Genomic DNA, 26,406 nt, shown 5'->3' with positions numbered 1-26,406 from the left:
TTTAAGAATGAATACAATAAGAAGTAAAAAAGCGGAAGCTATAATTTCTGAAATTATAGACCAATATACTTATGCGGATACATCAGAAAGGCCATGGATTATTGGCTTTAGCGGAGGAAAGGATTCAACTGTTTTACTAACATTGGTCTGGATAGCATTACAGCGAATAAAGAAAAATTTACCTTACCCCTTTCAATTAGGTAGGCCAGTATATGTTGTTTGTAACGACACTATGGTAGAGAATCCTGTTATTTCAAGTTATATTGACGACGTCTTGGTTAAAATAGAAGAGGAGGCTAGAGACCAGGGAATTCCAATAATCGTTAAAAAAACAGTTCCTAGGTTAGAAGAATCCTTTTGGATAAGTGTTATTGGAAAAGGTTACCCGGTTCCCAACAATACCTTTAGGTGGTGTACGGATAAACTAAAAATCAGGCCTACTTCCAATTTTTTGTTAGAACAAATTGATGAAAAGGGTGAGGCAGTTGTTTTGTTGGGTACTAGATACGAGGAAAGTGCCACACGTGAAAGGTCAATGAAAAAACACGAGGTAGAAGGTAATAGGCTTTCTAAACACAATACTACTGCTAACACTTATGTTTACGCCCCAATAAAAGATTTAATGTTAGAGGAGGTTTGGTATATTATTAATGCTGTTCCTTCACCATGGGGGTTTGACAACTCTATATTGTTCCAAATCTATGCCGATGCAAGTGCAGATGACTATGAGTGTCCCACGGTGGTTACGAATAAAGCCCATTCATCATGTGGACAAAGTAGATTTGGTTGTTGGACCTGCACCGTTGTAAAAAAGGATAAATCTATGACTGCTTTAATAGACAATGGTCAGCATTGGATGAAACCATTACTAGATTTTAGGGATAGGTTAGTTGAGAATAGAAATATAAGTGAGAACAGGTCAGAGACAAGAAGAAATGGGGTTCTTGCAATTGATGAGAGTGGTCATAACCAAGGTAATTATACGGCAGGTTATCGAGCTAGAGTTCTAAGAGAATTACTAGATATACAAAAACAGGTTCAAGAAGAAAGACCTCATGTCACTTTAATTACAAATCAAGAATTAATCGCTATCCAGGTTACTTGGAATAGGGACTTAATATTTGATTTTAACGTTGGCGACATCTATAGAGAAGTTTATAATAAAGAAATAAGCACGAATAATATTAAGTCTCTTGACGATACGGAAAGAAGGATTTTGAAAGATATATGTAAAGAAGATGTCTCCTATTATCATTTAATAGACAATCTTATAACATTACAAGAGACTAAAACTCTCATGATTTCAAAGTACGGATTGCATAATGATGTGGAAAACAGGATAGAGTCTTTCGTAAATGAATATGAAAAATGAAAATAAGTAATATTAAACTAAACAATTTTAGAATTTATAAAGGCGCCAATGAATTAAACCTCATGTCTAAAAGGGATAAGAATATTAGTGTTATAGCTGGTAAAAACGGTTTTGGCAAGACAACCTTCTTAACTTCTTTGATTTGGTGCTTTTATGGAAAACTGATGACTCAGGTAGAGGATAAGTATAAAAAAGATATTAAGAATATTGGGGGGTATGATAATTATTTACTGTCATTATTAAATAGGGATATTAAAGAAGAATCTACAGAGTCCTCCTTTTCAGTTGAAGTTGAGTTACAAGATTTATTGATTCCTTCTATTCCTTGTAGAACAGTGAATATCAGAAGGGCTTATAGCCTTAAAACCAAAGAAGAAACATTACAAATTCTAATTGACGGTGATGAAAATGAGCTGACTAAAGATGTAGGTTTTGAAGTTTTTATTAATGATTTTATCTTACCTAGAGAGATTGCTAAGTTCTTCTTTTTTGATGCAGAAAAAATAGTATCTCTTGCCGAGGCAAAGTCTAAAGCTGAATTGAGAAGTTTAAGTAAAGCATATTCTGAGGTTTTAGGCATAAAGAAGTATGAAGAGCTTAAAAACAACTTAGAGTCGCTTTTAACTAAGCTTCGAAGAAGAGGTGTTTCAGATCTTGAAGAGTTTAAACTAAAAGAACTTTTATCTGAGGAGGAAGAATTAGAAAAACTAATTAGTCACAATCAAGATAAACAAGATGAAATAGATAAGCATCTTGCTATTTTAAAATCAGAAAGTGATTCCCTTCAAGAGAAGTTAATTCGTGAGGGTAACTCAATTACACTAGAAGAATTAAAAGATTTAAAGGCTAAGCGTGATGTTCTAAAAGAAGAATCTACTGGCATAAAACAAGAGTTAAGAAAACTTTTAGATTTAGTACCACTTGTAATTGCTGGAAAGCATCTAAGTAAGCTGTATAATCAACTGGTTTTAGAGAATGACGATTTATATGGAGCTTTAACAGAAAAGCTTTTAAAGAAAGAATTAGAATCCTTTTCAAAAAGTATTCTGGCTAATCAAGACTTACTAAGTTTAGAAACTTCAGTTAAAGATAAAATTGAAAAAGCAATTAGTATTTCTATCAAATCAAAATTCAAGGAAAAAGATTCGAAGTCTAAAGTAGGTAAAGTTTATCTTGAGTTTAGTGAGGAGTCATTTAGAGAGTTTGAAGCTATTTGCAACAATATTAAAACAACATTTTTAAGTCAGTTTAATGATATTGTTAAAAAAGAGAAAATCAATAGAGCTTTACTTAGTAGAACTAATAATAAAATTAAGCAAGGAGAGGCAAGAAAGGACAATCATTTAGCTAAACAGTTTAGAAATGAAAAAGTTAATGCTGATGCTAAAATTGAAAACCTTTTAAATGAAAAGAATGAGCTTTTAGAAGAGCTTGGTGGATTAAGATTAAAATTAACTTCGCATAAAAAAGTTAGGTCTGAATATGAGAAGAATTTTAATTTGGTTGAAACTGATAAAAAGAAGTATGAGGTAACTCAAAAGCTTTTGGTTAAGATTAACGAGTTGATTAAGAGAATAAAGGAAGACAAAAAATACTCATTACAAAAATCTGTCTCTTTGGGTTTAAAGAAGTTGATGCATAAAAAAGATTTCATCTCAAATGTTAGAGTTAATATTATTGATGATGTTATGGATATTGACTTGTTAGATAAAAAGGGATTAGTAATAGATAAAGATTCATTGTCAAAAGGAGAGCAACAGTTATATGCTACAGCTTTATTAAAAGCACTTGTAGACGAATCTGGAATTAAATTTCCTGTATTTATTGATAGTCCATTGCAGAAGTTTGATAAATACCATTCTAAGAACATAATTAGAGAGTTTTACCCATCTATTTCAGAGCAAGTAGTATTGTTCCCTTTATTGGAAAAAGAGTTGTCAGAAGCAGAGTATGAGCTTTTAAAGCCGAACTTAAACAAGACTTTCTTAATTCATAATACTGATAAAGGCTCTGAGATTATTTCTACGCGTGTAAATAATTTGTTTAAAGAATTTAAAAAAGAAAAAGATGTTTACGCATATTAGAACCAGTAAAGAAAACAGAGAGGTAGTTGCTAAATTAACTAGACGTTTAAACTTAGGGACAGAGAATATTATTTCTAGAATAGCACTAGCATATTCTTTATCACAGGATAGAAAATTAAAGCTAGAAGATATTCAAAACTCTAGCGGCAAAGAATATACCAAGTCTGTTTTATTTGGTCATTATTTAGATTATTATTTAGGAATGGTCGCCTTGCATTATGGTATACATATATCAGATAAGGACCTCCCTAAATATATTAAAATGCATATTGATGATGGATTGCAATTACTTCATGATGAAGTTGTAGAAAGGTCTAATATTGATGGATTTGATTTTTTAGTTGATAAAATAAATTATGGCCTTAAAAAAATATAAGTATGTCAGATAATTTTAAACCTTTACAGATTAATGCTGATAGAATCTGTGAAGCTATTTCTAAAATTGGATATAAACCAAGTTCAGCTATTCTTGATATAGTAGATAACTCTGTTGTAGCTGAAGCAAAAAATATGATTGTTAGGCTTTTTATGAAAAAGGGAAAAACACTTAACAATATTCAAAATATTGATAAGATACAAATTGTAGATAATGGTAAAGGAATGGATGATAAAGGCATCGAGAAGGCTTTACAGTTGGGTTCTGATGTGGCTTATGGTACAAATAGTCTTTCTAAATATGGTTTAGGTTTAAAATCTGCGGGGTTTTCATTAGGTGAGAGAATAGAGGTTGTTAGTAAAATAAATGGTTCCGTATCTGAAAAATTCTATTTGGATAGAGATGTTATAAGGGCTAAAGATGCTTTTGGGTATGAAAAAGAAAATGTACCTGAAAGCCAGTTGGGTTTATTAAGCACTTATGAATCAGGAACAGTTATTACTATTGACAAGTTAACCTATACAAGTCGTGTTACTGCTGCTAATATAATTGCTGAAATAGCTGACCGAGCTGGAGTAAGCTACTGCGATTACTTAAAACCAGAAGATGTAACTTTTAAAGTCGAGGTTATAAAAGCAGATGAGAATTCTGAAACTGTCGTTAAAAAAAGAAACGTAGAACCTAGAGATATACTTTTTTGGGATAAGGCATTAGATACATTTAATAAGGAAGACTATGACTGCAAAAAACCTTGTAAGGTTCTAGATGAGTACTTCGAAAACCCAATGGATATTGATGGGGAAAAAATAAGAATTCAGGCTACAATATTCCCCAAAGCAAGCATGAAGAGTTTTGCTAGCTTTTCAGAAGATGAAAGAAAAGACATCAAAGAATATGATGTTACTTTAAAAAATAGCGGATTCTATTTCTATAGAAATGGACGATTAATAAAATGGGGAGAAAAATTATTTCTGTCTAGGTTGTTTGGTTTTCGTGCTAAAATTTCATTTGGGACAGAACATGATGATCTATTCGATGTTGATGTTTCAAAACAGCATTTAACGGTATCTGAAGAAGTTGAAAAGAAATTAGATACCCTTACAAAAGTAGCCCGTGGACAATCTAAGGAGCTTTTTCAAATATGTGATGAAGTGGTGAAAGCGCTTCAAAACAATGGTACAGAAGGTTCTGAATTTAATAATAATAATGCTACTCTAGAGGAAGAGGAGGATGAAACAACAGATGCTGCAAGTGTCCAAGTTCTTGAAAGGAAAACTAAACTAGAAGAGAAATCTGAAGAACATTCCGTTGAAGATGACCCTGATTATGAAGAAGAAGGTGATAAAAAAGTTTTTAGAAGAGTTAGATATTGGCAAAAAGGAAGAAATTTATGGGAAAGTGCTACAGATAGATTAGAAGGTACATATGTATTGATAAATACTTTACATCCTTTTTATGATTTGGTAATTTCAAAATTTGACGTTGGGTCTGCAGAAAGACAATCAATTGAAGCGTTAATTTTTTCATTGGCAGTAGGTGAAAATCAAACAATTCAAAAATTTGTAAGTGTAGAAGCGGATATTGCAATAGAAATATTTAAAAAGTATAATAGGGCATCTTCGAACCAACTCGACCATTGGGTAAATAACAACTGGGATTTATATGAAACTGAAAGTTGATGGATTTACAAAGTATGAACTTGATGGCTCTTTTGTTTATTTTATTTTTTCCAAAGACATAGTTTATATTGGTGAGACTCAAAAAATAACATTTTCTCGATGGGTCCAACATTTTCACAAGACCGGAACTTTTAGCCTTAAAGTTAAAAAGCAAGGAACCCCATCTATAGATTACTTTGATAAAGTAAATCTTGTGTCCGTAGAATTAAATGAGATAAGAGAAAATTATCCTGCAGTTAAATGGCGAACCATTACTCAGGCTGTTGAACATTCATTACATGTTCTTCTAACCAAATCACCATCTATTCTTCTTAAGACATATTTTCCAAGTTATGAGCCAGAATTTGATTATTTTAAAATTGTATCCGATACCTCCAGGAGCACACCTAAAAGTTTAAAAATTGAAGACTGGAAATTTGCAGAACAATATTCTGAAAATATCATTGAAAAAGTTGTGGATTACATAACTTAATCATTTAAGAACTTTAATCCAGATTATTTTGGATAATGCAATAATCAGCTGTCTTTATATAAATCAATAAACATATAATGAGAGTTCTCTAACTCTCCTTTTTCATAAAGATTTTCAAGGTACTCTAGACCACCATTAGCATACTCTTCAATAAGCGTTACCACATCTGAGATTACTTTGTTTAATTGGTCTTCTTCCATATCTTCTAACTCATTCCAATTAATGTTTAAATCTTCAGTTTGGGTAAAAATCACCATTAACAAAAAATCTACCAAAGAGGAATCCCTTTTCCATTTACCAATTTCTAAAAAATCTGAAGTTAGATTTCTAGGAGGTAGAGGCAAGCGTCTTTTCTTTTTTATGCCAGTCATCATAGCATAAATATAAAGCTCGTATATTGGTCCAAATTGGCTGTATTCAGATGACCTACTTCCTTTATTGGCCAAGGCTTCGATTAAAGGAATTCTACTATTGGCGTATCTTGGCCTTTTGGTAACTAAATTGGATTTGAATTCTTGGCTATTCATTATTTTCTTCTTTCAATTTTAGTAGTTCTTTCAATCTGCGGCAATTCTTCGTCAACTTCATTTAAGTGTAGTGTTTTAACGAAATCACTTTTCATAAGCTTTTGACCTAAATCAGTTAATTTATCTGCGGAGTCTTTATCATATAGGTCTTTTACTAATATGATGCTCTGAGGAAAAACATTTGGTATAGCATCGAAGAATCCCATATTAAAAGCTTTTCCAAATGCCGATAGGGGAGCGTCTGCTAAAAGAGGATAGTTGTATTGGGATGTGTTAGCGGATATAATAGACATTACTACAGCAAACTTTTTCATACGTTGAAAGCCCTCAGAAGCCCCAGAAACCTCATTTCCTTTCTCATCTAGATAATCTAATGATATACCTCCTGATGGCGATTTCTCAAAGCTTAAAACACCTCCTTTTATATCGTTGTACTTTATTAAATTTTGGAAATGTTCGTTTGCATGATTTTGTAGAAGGTCCACCATTTTGTCAAATACCCGTTCCTTAGCTTCTAAAGTTGCATCAACTAAATCTTGACTTATTTCATAATTGGTAACGTATCCTTCAGCTATATCTTTTGGTCGTAGATTTTTAATTTCTTTTTCCGTTGTAGATATTTTAGATTTAAAACCACTTATGGCTTCTTGAAGTCTTTCAATCCTATTGGAAGCTTGCTCCATCCTCCGAATTGAACCTTTATATTGATTAATAATAGATAAAGAATTGTCTGTACCTTCAGACTCTGTTCCGGCAATTAGAATATCCTTTCTTTGGGATTTTAAGGCTTTCAGTTCTGAATTTAGTTTATCAACACGTTTACGTAATTCTAGTTCCCTTTCTCTAGTTCTTAATACACTTTGAGGAATTGATTCGAACTTATTTAAAAATGGAGCGGCATTGATTTGAAGATTGCCGAAAAAGTCTTCCAAATCATTTTTTACAAATTCCTTTTTATTATTTGATTCGTTGGGTCTGTTTTTTAATTTTAATAGATATTCGAATTGTTTACTTCCTTCAGGTGCATCGGTTCCACAGACATAACATTTTTTATGGTCTATCATTGTTTGTAAAGTAACAGCATCTGGAGAGTTGGATGGTAGAATGGTAAAGTATTCATTAGGGTTGTCCGCGGCATGAAGGAGTGTCCTTTTTTCATATCTTTTTTCCCTGAATTCTTTGATTTTGTTTTTGAAGTCATTTATAGATTCCTCAAAGCCAAGTGATATCCAGGAGAAATTACCATCGAAAAATCTGTTATTAATTCCATCTAAAAAAGAATCGTAATCCTCCTTAACTCTTTTTAGTATTTTGTTCTTTTCTACAATTTTATCATCTAATTCTTTTCTTTTTTCGGCATTTGCAAAGTTTTGTTCTAAATTGTTTTTTTCTTGTTCTGCGGCTTCATATAACCCTTTAAACTCAATTAATTTTTCTGATTCCTGGTCTAGTTTTAACTGTAAATCTTTTTTAGTATTTATTGCGATTTCCAACCTTTCATTATGTTCCGCAGTAGACTTGTTTTGGCTGTTAAGATCTTTTTCTGCCTTAATAGCTACATCCTTAACAATTTTTGCGATTTCTTCATATTTACTAATGTTCGTCAGCGTTCTAACCGCATCTTCAATACTAGATTTTTTACTGAAATCAATCATCTTATCCACCTCTTCTCCTTGGAAGAACGAATATTGTCTTAGTGTAGGGAGAATGAGCTGACTAATAATTTTCTGTTTTTCTTCAGCATCGTAAACAGGCTTGTATTTTGGGAGGACATGGTCAGTTTTATCAACTTCAATATCATCAATTGTAACCTGCCAACTATCAAAATCCGTAATTTTTTCACTAATCCTAGTTGCAGTAAATGATTTAATGACTTGATATTTATACCTGCCAGTAGAATATTCAATCTTAATACCTGTTTGCACTTGGTCTCCTATGGAGGTTTCATTTTTTGCCTTATCAGAGATAATCTTTACTGCAAAATCCTTAACATTCTTCTTTTGTTTATCATCGGAGTCTAAAATTTGGTCATAAAATAACCAGAGAAAGGCATTAAAAAATTTTGATTTTCCAGCACCATTATCTGCCACTATAATATTTACCCCTTCTTCAAAATCATATTTTGTATCTTCAAATTCCCCATAATAGTTGAAGAAATTTTTAAACGAGATACTGTTTATAATAGATGCCATACTAACCTATATTGTGGATTATTTTAAGTTTTTTATAAATCATGGATGTATTTAAGTGATTATCATTTTCATTGATAATAACAGAAAGTACTTCAATTATTTTTTTGTGATATGGTGGAGTTGTAGTCAAATTTTCCAACTCACTTTCTTTAATGCCATATTTTAACATTAAATCAGGGTCTGATAAAATTTCCCTTAATATTTGATCTCTTTCCATAAAATTATAGGTCGTTAATTATTGTGTCTAAATCTAAATCGTACTTCATGCAAACATTCATTAATGCTTCTTTACTGTCATAAAAATTCATAGATAAGCTTGCAAAATATGCAACCCTGGTTAATTCATTCTTAACCAAATTTCTTTCAATATTATAAAGCTCTCCAGACGGATTCTCAAGATTTGGAATAACTACCATATCATAGATGGTTGAGTATGCTTTGTCTTTATGCTTTCTTAAAAGCCTCCCCCTTCTTTGAATAAACTGTCTTGGATTCCCTGTACTACTTGCAAAAATTCCAACCTCTGCTCTTGGAACATCAACACCCTCATCCAACATTTTCATAGCAAATAAGATTTCAATTTTTCCATCTTCAAAACCGCGTAAAATATCACCTAAGTTTTGATCTTCAGAAGTATATGAGTTCATCTTAATATCTGGATAATTTGCGTTTATACGCTTCATATACTCATCCATTAATTTAACGTCTTCCCCTTCTATATTTATTGTATATCCTTCAGGAATGTATGCAAATACGTATTTGTCTTTCTTAACCCTTTTCAACTCCCCAATTATGCTAGAGAATAGTGATATTTTATTATGCGCTTTGTGGATTATGTTTTTCCTTTTTAATAAAAGAATTTCTACAATTGGGTCATCTTTAAATTTCCCGGTTTTAAAATCAAAAAATTTTAAGAGTTGTTTTGAAATTATAGTATACTCATCAAACTCTTCTTCTGTTAACTGAACAATTTTGGGAAAGTATTTATACCCTGTTAAATATCCATATTCTAAAGCTTTTTCCATTCCAAAGCTATAAGTATATGGGGGAGAGTCATTAAAAAATGAATCAAGAGCTAAAGTGCCTTCTGGATCATAAATCCTTTTAGGAGTAGCAGAAAGGCCAATTTTCCTATGGACAGTAATGTTGTTTAATTTACTTTTTATATTGTTCGCGCCCATATTATGAGCTTCATCAGCTATCATTAAAAAATCATCCTGAACTTTTTTAAATAGTTTCAGAAACCTATCTAGAACAAAACTGCCATAAGTTGATATAATAACCAAGTCTTCCTTTAAACCCCATGAGTAGTTGCTCGTGTAGTTTGCAAATTCTTTTTCCCAATTGTTACCTCCACCAACTTTAAGTATTTTTTTAAAATTGAAGGATTTAACTTCCTCTTCCCATTGATTTAACAATGCTATTGAAGGAACTAAAATGATTGCCCTATAAGATTTTTCAGTATTGAATATGTTAAGTAGGCAGTTAAGGGAAGTTATTGTTTTTCCGGTTCCTGTGGCCATAGCAAATACACCCGAATAATTCTTGTTCACCCATGCATTATAAGCCTCATTTTGATAATCCCTAGGACCTTCAGCAAAAGGAAATTTGGGAGTAGAAGTAAACTCTTCTATTATTTTATCAAACCGTTCACTTTTCTTTTGAATTATAGCTTTTACTTTTTCACTATACTCATCTTTTTCTAATTGTAAGCAATCGTCAAGTAAATCAGCAATGTCTTTGTCCCTACCTACGGCATTAATTATTACTTCAATCTGTTCTTTGTCAATATACTGGTAACTAGGGTGGGTTTTATTGAAAATTCTCTCAAAACTATCTCTCTCACTAGAAATTCTTTTAACACTGACTTCGCCATTCCATGGAGTCTCAACTTGAAAACTTTCGGAGTTTTTCAACAGTGCAGATAATGTGAAATTGATACTTCCCTCTGTTAGAATGTAATCTGTACCATCATAAAGAATCATTTTCTTACAATGAGCTAAATCAACCTTGTTAAATTTTACTGGAATAATCGTCAACTTACCCTGTTTCAATAAATACTTCAGGCAATCGAAAAAGTGTTTTCCAGATTGAGATAGGTTTTTTTCAATTTCTGTTAAGTCAGAGAAAATATCAATGATTTTATCCTCATCTTCAAGCTCAATATTATCAATTAAATTTTCAAAATCATTAAGGCTGAATATGTGATTTGTAATCAGCCTCATTTCTCCACCATTGAAAATGAATTCAGCAAAACTTTTGGACAATACTTTAATAGCGTTGGAGCTAAAATATCCTAAGAGCAAATCTATTTTTTTGGAAACAGGAAAAGCTTCCTCGTAAAATTCAAGAGGAATATGTTGAGAGTCAGAGCTATATTTATAAGTGGAAGGAAATTGAATTTTTCTAAAATTCATATATAAGGCTTGGTAAATTCAAAATAATAAACAAGTTAAATCTTTTATATTGATATAAATTACGGAATTCTGTAATTTGTATCTAAAAATAGATAATAAGTGTTGTTTTTACAATTTAACATCTGGAAATAGTCAACATGAACTTCAGCTAAGAATCGACTAATATTACTGTAGTTTTTAAAGCTACTTGTTCGGAGATATTTTTCCTTTCTAAAGAGATTCCAGTTTATAATTGTTTCTTTCCTCCCTCGCAAACAATAAAACCAATCCTTTTAATATATCCTTTAATTCATGAACCATTATCTTATAAAGACTTGCAAAATAAAAATTGAATTTTAACTAGAATATTAAGATATGCTGGGTTCTTAACCAGTCGCTTCTTGGGTTAGTAATAATCAGTCTAATTGAAGAGCTAAAAATCATAACAACTCGTTAAATGATATGCTTATAGTGAGCGGTGCAAATCATAACGGATAAGAAGTAATTATCTTTAAATAATTAAGTGAAGATTGTCTTAATGACTAAGTAATATAGATGTGACTATTGACAAAATTACGATAACTGTTGTCAACCCAAGTAGTACATTATATTTTACGCTGAGAGATTTTTCAAAGTAGTCTAACTTAGTTAGTGGTTTACCCATAATAGCGCTGGATAATTTTATTTCATATTTTAAGATAGTGTGGCTTTTGTTCAATTTAAAAAGAGTTTTTCTTAGCCTTCCTGCGAAAAGCATTTTGACTATAATAAAAGTGGGGTTTTAACTAGTTAACTTTGTATCGATCAATCAAATCTTGAATAGTAATTTCTAGTCAATCATAATCTTTATTAATGTTTAATTGATTGGTTATGTTACTGTTAGTGTATTTTTTACAGTTGCCCATTACAACAAAAGGCGTAGTTAAAACCATGATGCAAATTCCTCATTCAATTGGCTATTATATTTATTTGTGGAAAATAAACATACATTATTTCCTACAGTTTAAGTGCGATTTATGTCCAGTTATACATATTTAAACTAATATATAGACCGAATTACTAGTTTTAAGTCCACATCATTTAATAACTAATAATCATGCATTATGAGGAAGATACTATTTGCCATTATATTTTTTGGGATATGTATTACAAATGTTCAAGGACAATCCACTGGTACATTCAATCTATACACAGTTGATGATTTTCCAGTTCAATTACGCCCTGCAAGAGATCAATACGATATAATGCCTGATTTGGAAACATCTGTAGAAGGCAACACTCCAGTGAAGTTAATATTTACTTACACTAAAAATGAATCTTTTTATATTACATTACCTAAGCAAAATATTTTAAGTTATTCAACTTATTTGACCCATTATGAAGGCTCAAATGAAGGTGAAAGACCTTTTGTGAGATTAACGCGTAGTGGCACCCCTGGTTCGGAAGCAGAATGGATGATAGAACCAGTTGGCAATGGGCTGTATTCAATTAAATCAAAGCTTGAAAACGGACAATATTTGTATCCCGTGTACCCTACGGCTAGTGGACCACTTAGTGTTCGCAACAAAGCGTATGGTTGGAAGCTAAAAACTATAGAAAGCGGGTATAAACCACTTACACTACTGCGGATAAGAACCAAGAATCTAAATCTCTATCCAGAACATAATGATGATTGTAGAAGATTACAAGGGTCAATTACATTTAATTTGAAGAATAATAGGTTAAATTATGTTTATGACAAAGCAGCAATACAATACGGTTATTCAACGATACGGGATTATTTGGGTAATAATTCGATAGTATTTGTCGGTACTTTGTCGAGCAACTATGGAAAACGAGCTTTAGCCAATGATTATCATTATAATAATGAAATTGATTATTTGGTCAATACTGAAGATTTGATAACTGGTAACATTGTCTTAAACTCCAAGGCATCAGTAGCAGGTTGTCACAAAGATGAAAATTCAATTAGTGGCTATCGTTGCAATGTTAAATATGATAAAGTTAGTTTCATAACGCCCAATGGTTCGAGTACAAGACGTATAGATCCAAATATGAGTGAGTTATTTTATGCAATATCGAACGATGGTCATACTATTAGTGGTATAGTCGAAGTAGAGGTTCTAACAAATCCATATTGAAATAATCTCTCTTACAAAGCCAACTATTCTCTTTTTTGTACTTCAAATACTGGTTTTCCCATTATTCTAACTTTAGAAAATAGGATTTATTTAATAAGGAATGTTTTTCTTAGCCTTTCTACGAAAAGCATTTTGATTATTATAAAAGTTGGACTTTAACTAGTGAGCATTAGCTTGCTTTGTATCGATCAATCAAATCTTGAATAGTAATTTTATTATCCGGTCCATCCCAACCTTTCAAAATTTCTTTTTCTAAATAGGCATTTTTCTCTTTCAAATATAAAGAGTGAATCAAAATTGCCTCTGAAAATAACTCATCAACATTGGAGTATCGTCCTGATGCCATTTGTTGGGAGATATATTGTTTATGCTTTTTTGAAAGTTTGAGTTTCATTTGTAGTCTTTGTATAATTTTAAATATAGTAAACTATCTGGAAAGAGTTCTGCAATAGAATTATGAATACAAAAAAGAGATTAGTTTGGAGTTGAGTGGTAAACTTTAAATTGTCAACGATTCTGTCAACTAAAAATAAAAAACCCCGTAAACAAAGGTCTTACGAGGTTTAAATGTGGAGCCGGAGGGATTCGAACCCTCGTCCAAACAAGCAATAATAGAGCTTTCTACATGTTTAGTTCCCGATTAATTTTCGATGCATACCTGACCGGAAACGGCCTAATATACACTTAGCTTCTTAAAGTTTTGGTGCCGTTACCAAAGCAATAACGACCTTATGTTGACTTTTCTGGTGCCTCTAAATGAACCGCCGCCAACAAGGGCTGTTCAGAGACATCTCGCTTTCCAACCTTGTTGGAACGAGGCAAATCTTACTATAATTCAGATTATGCGGCAAGAGCGTAATTGTTTTCGCCAATTAAAAGTGTGAAGTATGATATTAATGAGCTGTACCCCAGCGCTCAACATGCTTACAATACCATTGGTCTCGCTGTCAAAACCAGTCGGCCCCGTAATAAGATGGCAAATTTTCATTTGTCCAAAACTCATTTTATTTTCAAAGAACTGCCTCAATTTATTAAGAAAGGCGTAATCGTTATTAGTGCGTTCGAGCGGGCTATCCGCTTTTACTCCTCGGCCCAATTTGCAAAAAAAAACAAATTTGTCCTGCGGGGGTAACCGCTACTATCCCTAACGCAAAATCTGTTGTAGCAAAAACTACCACGGTCGGCAAAGATACCCCAAAAAGTATTCCAAAAAAAGTTTTGATAGGCTGCAATCATAAGTTACATTTGAAACCATAGTCTATCCATAAGTTATAAAAGTCCATTATCATGAAGTTTGGAATCATTCGGGAGCGTAAAAATCCACCAGATCGCCGTGTAGTATTATCGCCGGAGGCCTGCCAAAAAGTCTTGGCCAATCAGCCAAAAGCGGAAATTATTGTAGAACCGTCGCCAATCAGGGTTTTTTCGGATGCGGCATATAAAGCAAAAGGCATTACGGTAGCTTCAAAAATGGAAGAGTGCGATGTACTTTTAGGGGTAAAGGAAGTACCTATTAAAAACCTGGTTCCCAACAAAAAATATTTTTTCTTCTCGCACACCATAAAAAAACAACCTTATAACCGAGACCTTTTACGTGCGGTTCTCAAAAATAATATTGAGTTGTACGATCATGAGGTAATTACCAATCAAAAAGAACAACGTTTGGTGGCCTTTGGGCGTTATGCCGGTATTGTTGGGGCGTATAACGGACTACGTACATACGGACTCAAATACAATTTGTATCAATTGCCAAAAGCAGAGGATTTGGCAAATCAGCAAGAGTTGATCGCGGAGCTTCATAAAATTAGCCTTCCTAACATAAAAATTATATTAACTGGTAGGGGCAGGGTAGGTAATGGCGCGCGCGAAATGTTAGATGCCATGAATATTAAAAAAGTTAATGTCACGGAATATCTAGAAGAAACGTTCAATGAGCCCGTTTACTGCCAAATAGATGCATCGGATTATAATAAAAGGAAAGACGGCGTAAGAGGCAATAAAGCCGACTTTTTTGCCAACCCAGAAGAGTACAGGAGCAATTTTTTCCGTTTCACCCAAGTGTCGGACTTTTTTATTGCTGGACATTTTTACGGACAGGGAGCCCCGTACCTTTTTACTCGGGAAGATGCTAAAAAAGAAGATTTTAAAATAAAGGTGGTGGCAGATGTAAGTTGCGATATAGATGGTCCTGTGGCAACCACCATACGCCCTTCTACAATTGCGGATCCTATTTACGGGTATGACCCTAAAACAGAATCTGAAACCGATTTCAAAAATGATACGGCCATAGCCGTTATGGCGGTAGATAATTTACCTTGCGAAATTCCTCAAGATGCTAGCGAAGGGTTTGGACAGGCATTTGTTAAGAATGTTATCCCTGCTTTTTTTAATGGAGATAAGGATGGAGTGTTAGAACGGGCAAGAATGACCAAAAATGGTAAGCTTACACCACGTTACCAGTATTTATCGGACTATGTGGAGTCATAATGTAAGGTAAATAAATAGTTTTTTTATTGTTAAGGTATTGTTAATAATTGTTATATTGTGATGCTTTTAAAACAAGAACCTATGACATTCAATTGGATTACTGGTCGTGAAATAGATGAGAAACTACATCGTCTATGTATAGAACTTGAATACGAGTTTCGACCAAAAATCATTAAGTTTTTGATTGTACATTTTGATATGGAATGCTGTTCGGATTTTTCATGTTTTCATTTTAATGTTGATCTTGTTTCTAAGAAAGTAACCTTGTCAGATGACACTCCGCTTCTGTATCTACAGCAGATTAAACCGGATTTTAATAAGAAAATGGAGATGGCATTGGCCAGCCACTAGTTTACGGATATTTTCCAATCAATAATGGGCTGTTGTCTAGGTGCGGTAAAACAGCCTAGCGCTTTTAATTTTAGTAGTATTTCAGTTTTGGTTTCCAACGTCTTGACCAGTAATTGTTTTGTTTCTCCAGCGGGTATTTCAAATACGGGAGAACTGTCATAGAAAGTATATTCCATTTCATTTTCAAACAACAGATCGCTGCTGGTTATGTTTTTTAACTGTATTTCCAGTATTTGGGATTTTGGTCTGTATTTGGCCTTTACCACCTCTAAACTATTTTGCAATAGAGGTTTTAAGAATTCGGCCTTGCCTACCATTAAATCATTGTAAACGGCCACGGTCCTGCCTGCAAAAAGGGCTTCTTGCAAGCTTTGCATATTTTTCTCATTGGCGAAAACTAAGGTAATGGGGCGGTGATTTCCTTTTTCGGTATAATCCCAGTCAATAAGTCCGTGAATATCACTTGTACCCATTATCGTCAAATTATTTTCTAGCGCCAAGGTTAGTGCTTCTTCAGAATAGTCAACAGAATTTATGACCTCAATGCCGTGCAACTCTCCTTTTTTAATGCGTTTTTTCTGAAAATCTGTTAGAATGGGAGTGCCTTTAGGGCTTTGAGCATACCAGGCCGGGTGATTCCAGAAGACAAAGGCGTTCTGTTTTTTGGCTTCCGAGAACGCTTTTTCGGCTTTATCAACATTCAATAAATTAGCATCTTGAATAAAAATCGCGTTATTATGGCCCACAGGCGCCGAACGTGTAATTTCCGAACCGTGAACAATTAGAAGATTGTGTTCCTTGGCTTCGGCCAGGGCAAGGTCATAGGAACGGTTGCGGTTAGGATGTGGAATATCCGCTTCATGAGGTTGATACTCTAGATGCTCGGTAAGTGAAATGGCATCAAGATTTTCCCGTAATGCTTCTTGCACACGAATGGTGGGCCAAACATTCCCGTCCGAAAAAACGGTGTGCTGGTGTAAATCCGTTTTTAAGGTTTTGTACCCGTCAATATCAGGGTAGGTTATAGGTTGCGCTCCACTATGGGAGTGTGTTTGTGAAAAGGTGTGCTGTAGAGTAAGGAATACGACTAAAAAGGCTAAATTTTTCATGAGGTTGGTTTATGTTGCTAAAATATACAACAACAATTTCAACCTTTATAAAACCGTATTAAGTAAAGTTAAATTTTTGAATTATCTAAAGACGTTGTACCGTGTCCTCGTAAGAACGGTTTAAGTGCCCAAAAAGACACCCAAATAAAACTTCCGAAACCAAAAATCCACAACCATGCGTCAACTAATAACAAGGAGTCAAAAAGACTTTGAGCTAAAGTCAAAGGTTTCGTTACAATATCCCACGAATTAAAACGTAAGAAACGACCAAGAAAAACACCATAACCGCTCAATAAACTTACAAATAGCATAATGGCATTGGCCAAGACAGGATGGTTTCGTTTTCTAAGGTAGCTAAAGACATCCATCATAGAGAGAACACCTAAAATTAATCCGTTCAAAGAAAAAACGAAGAATAATAGAAGATCCAGCCAAAAAGTGGGTCTTGAGCCATCTAAATGAACAAAATCTGTAATAATATACGGACTGTTGGGTAAAAAAAGTATCCACAACATTAGGATTACAATACGTAATGTCCGCGATTTTCCAACCTGAACATTGAATAAAAATTGCTTGGAAAGAAACAGGGGGATAAGCGCCAAAAACAGATTCCACAGTAAAAAAGTAAAATCTATGGATTGTGTTAAATATACCCGTAACGCCAGAAGTATGGTGCCCAATGCAGTGAGCAACAGTAATCTCTTATGAAATAAATTGTTTTTTAAAGCGCTGATAATCATGAAAAAACTGAAGATTTAGTCTATAAAGTAGAACGGGAGGTGGTTATATTTGTTGTTGTTGAACTTAACTTTTGCCAATGAACCCAGCAGAACATTATATTCTTGATAAGCCTGAGCCTTTTAGAAGTATCTTATTGCATTTGCAATCGGTTATAGAACGAGCGGTTCCCGATGTTGATTTAAAGTTCAAATATAGAATTCCATTTTATTATATCAATGGGAAACCTTTTTGTTATTTAAATCAGAGCAAAAGTTATGTTGATCTAGGTTTTTGGAAAGCGGCCCACCTGACCGTACACCAAGAGCATATGGTTACCCAAGGACGCAAGGTTATGAAATCTTTGCGCTATACTTCCTTGGAAGATATAAACGATAGAGTCCTTAAAGACGTGCTGAAAGAGGCATATGCTGTGCGGGATGCGAAGTTTTATAAGTAAACCAAGAAAACATCAGATATTATATTTTTTTTAATACTATAAGCGAATTGTTCTGTATATCCGTTACATGCTTAAAGACGGCCTTTAGGTTTTCATAATCATCTGCGCCTATATGTGGGGAATTGATAGAAAGCTCAAATAGAATAGTTATATGATTACTGTTACTTTGTGTTTGAAAATTCATTCTGACCAAGTTTTCTCCCATTTGTACGGTTTTGGAATTTGGAAGTTCATGAACTAGGTAACCTTCAGGAATGGTAATGGCCATTAGATAATTGAATTTACGGGCGTAACCAAAATCTACAGGGTAAGCCCTTTTCTCAAGCAAAAATGGGTTTTTTGGGAAAAAGCGTACTAAAAAGGGATTGAAATAGACCATTTCTCCATTCAAGGCATTGGGTATTTCAAAACCTAGGCGTTCCGATGTTTTTAGATCACTTTGTTTTTCCTCTTTCTGCTCATAGGAGGTAATTCTAAAATCTCCTTCAAAGCTTTCTTCTATGCTGTCTAAATACTCATCATTGGTTTGAGTGTCAATATTCTTGCGAGTGCTAATGGCATTGTATCCTGTATTGGATATGTCTAATAGACCCGTTGCTTTTTTTTCTTCCGTATCAAAATCTAATTGAATACGTATTTTATGTTGGTTGGCACTTTCGGCCTCTATGGTGTGCCAGTAACTATCATTCTTAAAATCCATTACTCTGCCATAATAATTCAAGGCTCTAAAAGGTAACATTCCAAATTCTAAGTACTTATCGGTAGCGTCTAGCAAGTATGTTTTACCATCAATATCCAATTTGGCAATGCAGTAGTTGAAATCGCTCATTACCGGATGGGATTTTTTGGGCAGACCGCTTTTACGGGTAGACATCAACATTAGGTTAGTTTTAATATTGGCCGCATTTAAAAGGTTTATTAAAGACATGTTTATTTCGGAAACACTCCCACGACCCTCATCAAAAGCTTCTTTGACCCGGGCTTTTCCGTAAATTCCATATTCTTCGTTCCAGCTAAAATGGTTCTGGACAAATGCATAAATGTTTTTAGCACGTTGTAGTTTATCCGGTTCGCTCAATAGGGTTTCCGGTACATGGTTTTCAAAGAATCCTTTTTTGGTAAGTTGTCTTCCTATGTTCTTATCGGTGCGGAACTCTTGGTCAACATCTTTCCAGCTTTTGGTATAACGGTCAACTACGCCATCTATTCTTCTATGTTCGGAAAGTTCAAAATCAATACGTGAAATATAATTGGAAGGTGCAAGCATAAATTCTTCGGCTACTTCAAATGCCGGAATATCCTTCATTGCATAGGTCAATACTTCACAATCGGCACTTTGGGAATACCCTTCAATGTGAAAGCAATTCTTTTTAATATCCGATTCGTTTATGTCTAATTCCAAACTTCCTATCATAGCCCTGTTATAGAGGTAGTTTCCCGGAATTTTAGCTTTAAACTCACTAAATATTTTAGGAATATCAGATTGAAACTTCCATCCTTTAAAATTGTAAATAAACGGAGATATCAATTTGTATTTGTATTCAAGAATACTTCCTTTCTTTAGATTGGGAAAAGTAAAGGTCTTTTCCGTGGCAAATTCATGCCGGTCTTTTGTAAATATATCTTTGGAAAGTACTTGGGTTTGGTTGGCTCCGTTATGTGTAATAGCTTTTATTTCCTCTAATTTTTCCGAAGACTTTTTATTTCTCCTTAAAGGAATTGAAATAGTGGCTTGGTCATAGCCTTTTTCATTAAAAACTTTAATTTTTACATGGTACTCCTTTACAATTTGAATTCTATCATTAATAACCTCAAAGTAATTGTTGCCACTTTCGTAAAGCACAACTGCATTAGCTGTGGAATCATTGGGGTAGACCGTCATTTTAAATTCGTCCGGTTTTATTGATCCGAATGTCTCATTGTGTTGAGCTCGTAAAATACTGGTCAAAGCGAAAAAAAGAACATAAAAAGTGTATCGAATACGCATATTGATGGTTTAATCAATTCGATAACCCTTTTAAGAAGTAATTATTGTGAAGTTTTGTCGTTGAACAGATTTTTTTCGATAATCTATCAACTACATGACATGTTCTTATGAAATGACTATTAAAAATCGTTAATAGTTTTTCTAATAGCTGTCAAATCAGTCAACAATTTTTTCATTAATCCTAAATCTAGCATATTGGCACCATCACTTTTTGCATTGGCACAATCAAAATGTGTTTCTATAAAAAGCCCATCTACGCCAGCTGCAATTCCTGCCCTCGCCATAGTGCCTATTAGTGAAGGTCTGCCACCCGTTACTCCTGAAGATTGATTTGGTTGTTGTAACGAATGGGTTACATCCAGCACAACAGGAGCAAATTGTTTCATGGTAGGTACGCCTCTAAAATCAACTATCATATCTTGATAGCCAAACATGGTGCCCCGATCGGTAATAATTGCTTGTTGGTTACCCGTTTCGGTAACTTTATTAACCGCATGTTTCATGCTTTCCGGACTCATGAATTGTCCTTTTTTGATGTTCACGGTTTTCCCTGTATTTGCAGCAGCAACTACTAAATCCGTTTGTCGTGCTAAAAAAGCCGGAATTTGCAATACATCCACATATTCCGCAGCCATAACGGCATCTTGTTCTGTATGAATATCGGTTACCGTAGGTACTTTAAAAGTTTCAGAAACTTTCCTTAATATCCTCAGCGCTTTTTCATCGCCAATACCTGTAAAAGAGTCAAGCCTGCTTCTATTTGCTTTTTTGAAACTACCTTTAAATACATATGGTATTTTTAAATCACTGGTAATTGTTACAACATGTTCTGCAATGCGCAGCGCCATATCTTCACCTTCTATGGCACAAGGGCCAGCAAGTAGAAAAAAGTTATTGCTATCGGTATGTTTTATTTGAGGAATTAAGGATAAGTCCATTCGTCGAAAATTTTTAGGCAAAGATACTATTTTATGAGGCTAACTGTTGTCTTTACATAAGATTGTATAAAAACAAGATCTACATGTACTTTAAACAATGCTTACCCTTGTTTTTACTATTGTTACTAGTTTGCCAAGTAAATGCGCAATTTGGTAAAAATTGTGAGTTGAGACAAATGAAAGTCAATCTCTTAAACCCTGGTTTTGAGTATGAAATGGCACTTGGCACGAACACTACTTTTGATGTTAAGGCAGGAATGCAAGTGGGTTTGGATCCGTTACGATCTAATATTTACGAAGAACTAGGTTTTTTTCCTGCCGCTGCTGGTCAGTATCGGTATTACTATAACTTTGAAAAAAGGCAACAAAATAGAAGACAGATTTATGGTAATTCCGCCAATTATGTAGCACCTGCTATGGCGGTTTTTTTTCCTGGTTCTCGAACAGTTAAAGGAGAAGAAGTAAAAGCGGCTTTTAGTTATGCGGGTTTGGTAACAGGATTGCAGCGCAGTTATGATTCCGGTTTTAATTTTTCCGTAGATGTTGGTGCAGCCTACTATTCAGGGCAGTTTAAAGGTGGTGTTTATCCTGTAGCCAATTTAAGTATTGGCTGGATTATTAGTGAAAAACGATGGTGTGTAGGGCGTTAATGTGTTTTTTAATCGAAAATAAATCGAGTTATTTTTCTTACAAATTGTTTGGGGGAAATGAATTTTAGGCTTGATATTTGATGATTGTTTAGACTCAATTAATAGCTGAACCATTATATGAAAAATACCAATATCTTACTCGTTTTTTTTGTTTTTACAATTTTTGCAAATGCACAGAACCAAAAAAATGTAGAGGAACATCAAGTTCAGTTAGGATTGCCCATGCCCGCTATTCTTTATGAGAAAGGATTGGGCAGGAATACAACAGCTACTGTGGAGTTTGTTTCTGGCTTTGGTTTAAGAGGTTGTACCGGTTGCGAGACCGAATTTGGTATTTATCCCATTCTAAGAGGGCAGTTGCGTTACTATTACAATATGGACAGGCGGCTGGATAAAGGGAAAAATATTTCCGGTAATTCAGGAAACTATATTGCCATATTAATGGCGTATCAAGACCAAAAACCTTTTATTGGCGATTTAACCTTGTCCGAAAGTATTCTTGCCGTTGGCCCGGTTTATGGAATTCAACGTACCTATAGACGAGGGTTTTTCTATCGTTTGGAAGGTGGTTTGGGGTATTCTGAAACTCAGAATGAAAATGGTTTGGCCTTGTTATTGGCTGCACGTATAGGCTGGGCATTCGGAAAACGTCGTTAAGCCTCTGACACATATTTTTCCGCGCAGTTTACGGGAGAAAATAAGCTTAGTTCAAAGTTGTCTACTACAATTGTAGCGAACTCTCTAAAAATCAACAACATAAAAATAACATAAGTTTGTGTTACTGCTAGAAAAATAGCAGTATCTTTGCACGCTTAAAATAGCGGCGGATTGCTATTAAATAATTACATATGTCAACAACAACTAAGAACATCGCGATCATTGCGCACGTAGACCACGGTAAAACAACCTTGGTAGATAAAATTATGTATCACTGTCAATTGTTTCGTGAGAACCAGAACACAGGAGATTTAATTTTGGATAATAACGATTTGGAACGGGAGAGAGGTATTACCATTACTTCAAAGAACGTATCCGTTGTTTATAAAGGTACCAAGATAAATATCATTGATACTCCTGGTCACGCCGATTTTGGTGGTGAAGTAGAGCGTGTATTGAACATGGCCGATGGGGTTCTGTTGTTAGTAGATGCTTTTGAAGGTCCTATGCCTCAGACGCGTTTTGTACTTCAAAAAGCAATTGATCTAGGTTTAAAACCTTGTGTGGTTATCAATAAAGTAGATAAAGAAAACTGTACTCCTGAAGAAGTTCATGAGAAGGTTTTTGATTTGATGTTCGAGTTGGGTGCTGAAGAGTGGCAGTTAGACTTCCCTACCGTTTACGGTTCGGCAAAGAACAACTGGATGAGCGATGATTGGCAGAACGAAACAGAGAACATTGAGCCTCTTTTGGATATGGTTATTGAGCATATTCCAACTTTTGAGCCAAAAGAGGGTAATACACAAATGTTGATTACATCTTTGGATTTCTCTTCTTTTACAGGTCGTATCGCAATTGGTAGGTTACAAAGAGGAACATTAAAAGAAGGACAACAAATTTCTTTGGTAAAAAGAGACGGCTCTATAGTAAAATCCAAAATCAAGGAACTTTTTACTTTTGAAGGTCTGGGAAGGCTAAAAGTACAAGAAGTAGCTACTGGAGATATTTGTGCTATTACCGGAATTGAAGGTTTTGAAATTGGAGATACTATTGCCGATATAGAAAATCCGGAAGGTCTTAAGACTATTGCAATAGATGAACCAACTATGAGTATGTTGTTCACTATTAATGATAGTCCATTTTTTGGAAAAGACGGTAAGTTCGTTACCTCTAGACATATTAATGAGAGATTACAGAAAGAACTTGAAAAGAACTTGGCGTTACGTGTAAGCGAAACGGATAGTGCGGATAAGTTTTTGGTCTTTGGACGTGGTGTTTTGCACCTTTCCGTATTGATCGAGACTATGCGTCGTGAGGGGTATGAACTTCAAATTGGTCAGCCTCAGGTTATTATTAAAGAGATAGACGGGGTTAAATGTGAGCCGGTTGAATCTCTAACTATAGATTTACCGGAAGCAGTTTCTGGAAAAGCTGTAGAAATGGTTTCTATGCGTAAAGGTGAAATGACCAGTATGGAAGCTAAAGGCGAACGTATGGTCTGTGAGTTCTTGATTCCATCAAGAGGTATCATCGGTCTTCGTAACCAATTGTTGACGGCTACTGCAGGTGAGGCTATTATGGCACACCGTTTCTTGGAATACCAACCTATGAAAGGAGATATTCCACAGCGTCAGAACGGTTCTTTGGTTTCTATGGAAACCGGAAAAGCCATTCCTTATTCTATAGATAAATTACAGGATAGAGGTAAGTTCTTTGTAGATCCAGGTGAAGATATTTATGAAGGTCAGGTAATTGGTGAAAACTCTCGTGGTGATGACATGACCGTGAACATCACTAAAACCAAAAAACTTTCTAACGTGCGTTCTTCAGGGGCGGATGATAAGGCTAAAATTGTTCCTGCAATTAAATTCTCGTTAGAGGAAGCATTGGAATATATTCAGAAAGATGAGTATGTGGAGGTTACTCCAAACCATCTTAGACTTAGAAAGATATATCTAAAAGAAGTTGACCGAAAAAGGTATAAAATAGCATAATTTAAAAGCTCTGAATTTCTCTTCAGGGCTTTTTTTTTGCCTTCTATTGAAAGGTATACCAAACGGATTCGACTACACAGTTTAACCTAAAAACAAGTCTATGAAAATTAACGTACAAATAGCTGGTTTCTTATTGATTGGCACCTTGCTATCCTCGTGCAACGAGCAGCCTAAAAGCAAAAAATCAGAAACTACAGCTGTTGTTCAAGAACAAGCTCAGGATTACGTGATACCTGAGTCTTGGGTAAATAACCGCGTAGAAAAAGCTAAAGATAAATTAGAACAATCAGAAGCGGGTAAGATTGTGTGGGCAGCTATGGAGGCTCATGGAGGTCTTAAAAATTGGTATGGGAACGGAGCGTTGTCTTTTCGTTTTAATTATCAGCCGTTGGACGGTAGTACGCAACGTGATAGCTATCAAGTGGTAGATGTTTGGCGTAATAAAGCGGTGCATACCAGTGCTACGGATAGTACGGCAAGGTTTGGTTGGGATGGAAAAACGGCTTGGGTACAGGCCAAGGATTCTACAGCATTCGCGTATGATACCAAGTTTTGGGCCTTGACGCCATTATATTTAATGGGGCACCCTTTTATTTTGGATGGAGAAGGTGTAAACTTGGAATTATTACCTGAAGCAACTTATAAGGGTAAGGCCAATGATGTGGTAAAAGTAACTTTTGCCGCAGGTACCGGAGATGCTCCAGATGATTACTATATTCTACAGTTTGATAAGGAAAGCCATTTGTTGACGGCTACGCGTTACATAGTTTCTTATCCGGAATATTTTAAGGATGGAGGTCATAATCCTGAAAAATTCATGGAAGTTGGTGAGTTACTGGATGTAAGCGGTGTATTATTGCCTAAAGAACTGAAAACCCACTGGACTACCAAAGACGGTAAACAGGGAGAGTATATTACTCAAATAGATATTTCGGATATCCACTTTGTAAAGGATATTGACAAAGATTTCTTTGCAGTTCCGGATAATGCGGAAATTAAATAGAAAAAAGGCCTTAATCTAGTTAAGGCCTTTTTTTTGTTCTATAGTTTTTTAATGGTATGATATGTTGTGGAAGGCTGCTGCAGCAGCACCTACAATACCTGCGTGGTTCTGAAGACCTGCCGGTATAACAGGAGTTTCTATGGTAATGTAGTCTTTAAATTGATCAAAGTCTTTTGAGGCACCACCACCTATAAGTATAGTATCCGGTGAAACGATAAGTTCAACTAATTTTAAAAATTTATTGAAACGTTTGCCCCATTTCTTATAGGATAACCCTTCTCTGTCTTTAGCGGAACCCGCCGCCCAGAGCTCAATTTTTTTGTATTCTTTATAAGGAATTTGACCTAGCTCAAAATTAGGGATCAATTTACCATCTAGAAAAGCACCACTTCCAAGACCGGTGCCAATTGTAATCATTACCACAAGGCCCTCCATGTCTTTACCCGTGCCATAATTCATAGAAGCATAGCCGGCAATATCGGCATCGTTTACCACGGTAACGTCAAGACCCGTTTTTTTGCCAAAAAGCTCTTCTACATTCGTGTTCTGCCAGCTTTTATGAAGGTTTCCAGGGGATTTACAGACGCCTCTTTTAATAACCGTTGGAAATCCAACACCAACTTTTCCCTTATAATCAAAATGCTCAACGATTTGGGCAATTACATTGGCCATATCCTTGGGTTTGCGAGATGCGGGCGTAGGTATACGATGACGTTCCGAAACCAATTTTCCGGTTTCAATATTTACAAGGGCACCTTTCATGCCAGAACCTCCTACATCTATACCTAAAACTTCCATTATTCCTTTTTAAAAT

Annotated in this window: 23 protein-coding genes and 1 other RNA gene; 13 read left to right on the top strand and 11 right to left on the bottom strand. The window is 34.7% G+C overall.

All coding sequences use genetic code 11. The annotated features are described in order from the left end of the window. Positions 1-7: 7 nt before the first annotated feature. The 5 genes from dndC to H9565_RS05745 are packed head-to-tail and all read left to right on the top strand — an operon-like array spanning position 8 to position 5,983. The gene (gene dndC, locus H9565_RS05765) at positions 8-1,372 is read left to right on the top strand and encodes a DNA phosphorothioation system sulfurtransferase DndC (RefSeq protein WP_215438275.1); all 1,365 of its coding nucleotides are present in this window, start codon (positions 8-10) and stop codon (positions 1,370-1,372) included. Continuing rightward, on the top strand, positions 1,369-3,456 hold the full coding sequence (locus H9565_RS05760) for an AAA family ATPase (protein ID WP_215438274.1): 2,088 nt from the start codon (positions 1,369-1,371) through the stop codon (positions 3,454-3,456). The genes dndC and H9565_RS05760 overlap by 4 nt, the downstream gene beginning before the upstream one ends. Further along, positions 3,440-3,832 carry a DndE family protein gene (locus tag H9565_RS05755; RefSeq protein ID WP_215438273.1) on the top strand — a complete coding sequence of 131 codons (393 nt, stop codon included), beginning with the start codon at positions 3,440-3,442 and terminating at the stop codon, positions 3,830-3,832. Before H9565_RS05760 ends, H9565_RS05755 begins: the two co-directional genes overlap by 17 nt. A 2-nt stretch (positions 3,833-3,834) precedes the next feature. Then, on the top strand, positions 3,835-5,511 hold the full coding sequence (locus tag H9565_RS05750) for an ATP-binding protein (RefSeq protein ID WP_215438272.1): 1,677 nt from the start codon (positions 3,835-3,837) through the stop codon (positions 5,509-5,511). Beyond that, positions 5,495-5,983: a hypothetical protein gene (locus H9565_RS05745; RefSeq protein WP_215438271.1), complete on the top strand. Its 489-nt coding sequence runs from the start codon at positions 5,495-5,497 to the stop codon at positions 5,981-5,983. Before H9565_RS05750 ends, H9565_RS05745 begins: the two co-directional genes overlap by 17 nt. A 44-nt stretch (positions 5,984-6,027) precedes the next feature. Here the strand turns inward: H9565_RS05745 and H9565_RS05740 are convergent, their stop codons facing one another. From H9565_RS05740 to H9565_RS05725, 4 genes are read right to left on the bottom strand one after another with little or no spacing between them, the layout of a single operon-like run. Further along, on the bottom strand, positions 6,028-6,510 hold the full coding sequence (locus H9565_RS05740; RefSeq protein WP_215438270.1) for a hypothetical protein: 483 nt from the start codon (positions 6,508-6,510) through the stop codon (positions 6,028-6,030). Next, positions 6,510-8,702 (bottom strand): hypothetical protein, encoded by a 2,193-nt coding sequence (locus tag H9565_RS05735; protein WP_215438269.1) that lies wholly within the window; start codon positions 8,700-8,702, stop codon positions 6,510-6,512. Before H9565_RS05735 ends, H9565_RS05740 begins: the two co-directional genes overlap by 1 nt. Before the next feature lies 1 nt (position 8,703). Further along, positions 8,704-8,919 (bottom strand): hypothetical protein, encoded by a 216-nt coding sequence (locus H9565_RS05730; protein WP_215438268.1) that lies wholly within the window; start codon positions 8,917-8,919, stop codon positions 8,704-8,706. A gap of 4 nt (positions 8,920-8,923) precedes the next feature. Continuing rightward, positions 8,924-11,119, bottom strand: coding sequence for a DEAD/DEAH box helicase family protein (locus H9565_RS05725; protein WP_215438267.1), 2,196 nt, complete (start codon positions 11,117-11,119; stop codon positions 8,924-8,926). 1,082 nt (positions 11,120-12,201) lie between these two features. Between H9565_RS05725 and H9565_RS05720 the strand changes: the two genes are divergently transcribed. Next, positions 12,202-13,239 carry a hypothetical protein gene (locus tag H9565_RS05720; protein WP_215438266.1) on the top strand — a complete coding sequence of 346 codons (1,038 nt, stop codon included), beginning with the start codon at positions 12,202-12,204 and terminating at the stop codon, positions 13,237-13,239. 169 nt (positions 13,240-13,408) lie between these two features. Here the strand turns inward: H9565_RS05720 and H9565_RS05715 are convergent, their stop codons facing one another. After that, positions 13,409-13,633 (bottom strand): ribbon-helix-helix domain-containing protein, encoded by a 225-nt coding sequence (locus tag H9565_RS05715; RefSeq protein WP_215438265.1) that lies wholly within the window; start codon positions 13,631-13,633, stop codon positions 13,409-13,411. A 173-nt stretch (positions 13,634-13,806) separates the two neighbouring features. Further along, positions 13,807-14,204: a transfer-messenger RNA gene (gene ssrA, locus H9565_RS05710) on the bottom strand. Positions 14,205-14,526: 322 nt separating this feature from the next. Between ssrA and H9565_RS05705 the strand changes: the two genes are divergently transcribed. Beyond that, positions 14,527-15,726 carry an NAD(P)-dependent oxidoreductase gene (locus H9565_RS05705; RefSeq protein ID WP_215438264.1) on the top strand — a complete coding sequence of 400 codons (1,200 nt, stop codon included), beginning with the start codon at positions 14,527-14,529 and terminating at the stop codon, positions 15,724-15,726. An 81-nt stretch (positions 15,727-15,807) separates the two neighbouring features. Continuing rightward, complete coding sequence (locus H9565_RS05700; RefSeq protein WP_215438263.1) at positions 15,808-16,077, top strand: hypothetical protein; 270 nt, start codon at positions 15,808-15,810, stop codon at positions 16,075-16,077. On the opposite strand, the gene H9565_RS05695 is transcribed toward H9565_RS05700, so the two are convergent. Continuing rightward, positions 16,074-17,186 (bottom strand): Sb-PDE family phosphodiesterase, encoded by a 1,113-nt coding sequence (locus H9565_RS05695; protein ID WP_215438262.1) that lies wholly within the window; start codon positions 17,184-17,186, stop codon positions 16,074-16,076. The genes H9565_RS05700 and H9565_RS05695 overlap by 4 nt on opposite strands. 68 nt (positions 17,187-17,254) lie before the next feature. Beyond that, positions 17,255-17,926, bottom strand: coding sequence for a DUF1361 domain-containing protein (locus H9565_RS05690; protein WP_215438261.1), 672 nt, complete (start codon positions 17,924-17,926; stop codon positions 17,255-17,257). Positions 17,927-18,003: 77 nt separating this feature from the next. Between H9565_RS05690 and H9565_RS05685 the strand changes: the two genes are divergently transcribed. Beyond that, the gene (locus H9565_RS05685; protein ID WP_215438260.1) at positions 18,004-18,363 is read left to right on the top strand and encodes a DUF1801 domain-containing protein; all 360 of its coding nucleotides are present in this window, start codon (positions 18,004-18,006) and stop codon (positions 18,361-18,363) included. A gap of 19 nt (positions 18,364-18,382) precedes the next feature. Here H9565_RS05685 and H9565_RS05680 read toward each other — a convergent pair whose 3' ends face one another. Then, positions 18,383-20,350: a DUF3857 domain-containing protein gene (locus H9565_RS05680; RefSeq protein WP_215438259.1), complete on the bottom strand. Its 1,968-nt coding sequence runs from the start codon at positions 20,348-20,350 to the stop codon at positions 18,383-18,385. A gap of 119 nt (positions 20,351-20,469) precedes the next feature. Beyond that, positions 20,470-21,288, bottom strand: a complete 819-nt coding sequence (gene kdsA, locus H9565_RS05675; RefSeq protein ID WP_215438258.1) for a 3-deoxy-8-phosphooctulonate synthase — start codon at positions 21,286-21,288, stop codon at positions 20,470-20,472. A gap of 176 nt (positions 21,289-21,464) precedes the next feature. Between kdsA and H9565_RS05670 the strand changes: the two genes are divergently transcribed. The 4 genes from H9565_RS05670 to H9565_RS05655 all read left to right on the top strand — a co-directional run bounded on the left by H9565_RS05670 (position 21,465) and on the right by H9565_RS05655 (position 25,592). Next, a complete protein-coding gene (locus tag H9565_RS05670; RefSeq protein WP_215438257.1) occupies positions 21,465-21,938 on the top strand; it encodes a hypothetical protein in 474 nt (157 codons plus the stop codon). Positions 21,939-22,055: 117 nt separating this feature from the next. After that, entirely contained in the window at positions 22,056-22,595 is a 540-nt protein-coding gene (locus H9565_RS05665; protein ID WP_215438256.1) for a hypothetical protein, read from the top strand. 191 nt (positions 22,596-22,786) lie between these two features. Further along, a complete protein-coding gene (gene typA / locus H9565_RS05660; protein WP_215438255.1) occupies positions 22,787-24,589 on the top strand; it encodes a translational GTPase TypA in 1,803 nt (600 codons plus the stop codon). Positions 24,590-24,689: 100 nt separating this feature from the next. After that, a complete protein-coding gene (locus tag H9565_RS05655; protein ID WP_215438254.1) occupies positions 24,690-25,592 on the top strand; it encodes a hypothetical protein in 903 nt (300 codons plus the stop codon). 48 nt (positions 25,593-25,640) lie between these two features. On the opposite strand, the gene ppgK is transcribed toward H9565_RS05655, so the two are convergent. After that, complete coding sequence (gene ppgK / locus H9565_RS05650; protein ID WP_215438253.1) at positions 25,641-26,390, bottom strand: polyphosphate--glucose phosphotransferase; 750 nt, start codon at positions 26,388-26,390, stop codon at positions 25,641-25,643. Positions 26,391-26,406: the final 16 nt, after the last annotated feature.

This window comes from Zobellia russellii (assembly GCF_018728565.1).
GTDB classification, from domain to species: Bacteria; Bacteroidota; Bacteroidia; order Flavobacteriales; family Flavobacteriaceae; genus Zobellia; species Zobellia russellii.
The sequence above is the reverse complement of the archived record's forward strand: the minus strand, read 5'-3'. Positions and strand labels throughout refer to the sequence as shown.